General features: G+C 66.8%; 2 protein-coding genes and 2 pseudogenes. 1 reads left to right on the forward strand and 3 read right to left on the reverse strand.

The features are described 5' to 3' along the window. Nucleotides 1-360: pseudogene (locus YO9_RS0115950) on the forward strand (hypothetical protein); the annotation flags it as partial. Nucleotides 361-424: 64 nt separating this feature from the next. Here the strand turns inward: YO9_RS0115950 and YO9_RS19350 are convergent. The 3 genes and pseudogenes from YO9_RS19350 to YO9_RS19360 all read right to left on the reverse strand — a co-directional run. Then, nucleotides 425-1,150 (reverse strand): (Fe-S)-binding protein, encoded by a 726-nt coding sequence (locus tag YO9_RS19350; RefSeq protein ID WP_223286722.1) that lies wholly within the window; start codon nucleotides 1,148-1,150, stop codon nucleotides 425-427. Further along, nucleotides 1,063-1,737, reverse strand: coding sequence for a (Fe-S)-binding protein (locus YO9_RS19355; protein ID WP_223286723.1), 675 nt, complete (start codon nucleotides 1,735-1,737; stop codon nucleotides 1,063-1,065). The genes YO9_RS19350 and YO9_RS19355 overlap by 88 nt, the downstream gene beginning before the upstream one ends. A gap of 188 nt (nucleotides 1,738-1,925) precedes the next feature. Continuing rightward, nucleotides 1,926-2,144 (reverse strand): annotated as a pseudogene (locus YO9_RS19360) (FAD-binding oxidoreductase); the annotation flags it as partial. Nucleotides 2,145-2,205: the final 61 nt, after the last annotated feature.

Consider the following 2,205-nt stretch of genomic DNA (forward strand, 5'->3'; position numbering starts at 1 on the left):
CTCTGGCCGTCCGTGGCGGGCGGGGTGAACGGCACCGCCGGCGGCATGCCCAGTTCGGGGGCCGACGCCGTGCGCTCGGGTTCCGGAGCCTCCGGGCCTTCCGGTGCGGCTGCGGTTTCCTCGGGGGCGGGTGCGGCCTACGGCGTCCGAGGTCTCGGACGCCTCCGCGGCGGACTCGGTCGGCTCAGGGCCGGCAGCTCGGAGGTTGATTCCGAGGCCGTCTCCGAGGGCGATGCGGACGGCGTGGCGCTCACCGAGGTGGACGGAGACTGCGTGGCTGATTGCTCGTCGCGGTGGTGTCCCCACCACCGCCACAAGCGGACAACAACAACACGGCGGCCAGGCCGGTTGCAATCATGACGGGACGGGTACCGGTGCGAGAGCTCTGGGGGGCGAGCGTGATTCTCCTCATGGCAACAGTGTGCTACTTTTCCGGCCGAATAGCCGCACGCATCACCTGTGCCAGGTGAACTCCTTCCGCGCCGGTTCCCTGGGCGATCTGCGTGCGACACGAAAAGCCGTCCGCGAGCACGATGGTTCCGGGCTGAGCAGCGCGGATGCTTGGGAAGAGCTCGCGCTCGCCGAGGGTCTGTGAGACCTCGTAGTGACCGGGTTCGAAGCCCCAGTTTCCGGCCAGCCCGCAGCAACCGCCACCCACCACGTTGCTGTTGACGCCCAGTTTCTCCAGCACCTTCAGCTCGGGGGAGTAGTTGCCCATCGACTGCTCGTGGCAGTGCACCTGGCACAGCGCCTGGCCCGGGCCGGCTTGCGTTTCCAAGGTTCCGAACGGCCAGTGGCCGCCGTCCTCCGCATGCTTGGCGGAAAACTCGCCCAGCGTCACGGTCAGAGCCTGCACCTTGTGGGCGCGGGGGTCGTCGGGCAGCAGTTCGGTGATGTCGTGCTGCAGCATCACGGTGCAGGACGGTTCCAGGCCGATGATCGGGTAGCCCGCTTCGAGAAGCGGCTCCATCACATCCAGGGTCTGCCGCAGCGTCTTGCGGGTCATGTCTAACTGCCCGGTGGAGTGCCAGGTCAGGCCGCAACACACGTTGCCCATGGGCATCAGCACGCGGTAGCCCATGGCCTCGAGCACCTCGATTGCCGCCTTGCCGGGGCGTCCGCGGAGAAGTTGGTGAACGTGTCCGGCCACAGCACCACCGAGGGCTTGTCGTCTGCCGACGACGACGCTCGGTTGCCGCCGCGCGCAAGGTCGCGAGCGGCGTCGTCGCCCTTGGCGCGAGCCTTGTACCAGGAGGTGAGCGGGGCGTTGTTGAAGCGAATCATGCGGCGCTTGGGCTCGATGCCGCCGAGCTTCTTGGTGAGTTCTTCGACCGGGCGGAACCGCTCCAGGAAGTTGACCGCGCGCAGCGAGCCGGGGACCTTGGTCACGAGCTTCATGAGCCACGGCATCCACCCCATGGTCAGGTGCGCCATGGGGCGGCGGTCCTTGCCGATGAACGAGGTGAGGCCCTGGCGGAAGTGGTGGTGCAGGAACTCGGCCTTGTAGGTGGCCATGTCCACGTTGACCGGGCACTCGGTCGCGCACGCTTTGCACGAGAGGCACAGGTCGAGGGCCTCGTAGGTTTCCTTGGACTTCCAGCCGTCCGTGATGGTTTCCCCGCGCAGCATTTCGGCGAGCGAGCGCATGCGGCCGCGGGTTGAGTGGACTTCGTCGTGCGTGGCCTGGAAGGACGGGCACATGGCGCCGGCGTCCGAACGGCACGCGCCCACGCCCACGCAACGGTTGATCGCTTGGCCGAAGGAGCCGTTGTCGGAGGAGAACGCGTGGACGGGGGTGAGCTCGAACGTGCGAGCGCCGGGGCCCGGGCGGATGCCTGGTCGATGGGTTCCGGATCCACGAGCACACCGGGGTTGAAGAAGTTCTCGGGGTCGAAAATCCGTTTGAACTCGGCGAAGGCCTGTCGAGCTTCCTCAGAGTAGATCATGGTCAACAATTCGGAGCGAGCTCGACCGTCACCGTGTTCGCCGGAAACCGACCCGCCGTAGCGGTGCACGAGCTGTGCCGCGCGCTCGATGAATTCGCGGTAGAGAGCCACGCCCTCTTCGGTGTTGAAATCGAAGGAAATACGGATGTGCACGCAGCCCTCACCGAAGTGACCGAACGGGATACCGCGCAGGTCCATCTCGTCCAGCAGTTCGTAGAGATCCTTGAGGTAGGCGCCAGGTGCTGCGGGGGAACCGCGG

Origin of the sequence: Kocuria atrinae C3-8 (assembly GCF_000286355.1) — a bacterium.
Classification (GTDB): Bacteria; Actinomycetota; Actinomycetes; order Actinomycetales; family Micrococcaceae; genus Kocuria; species Kocuria atrinae_A.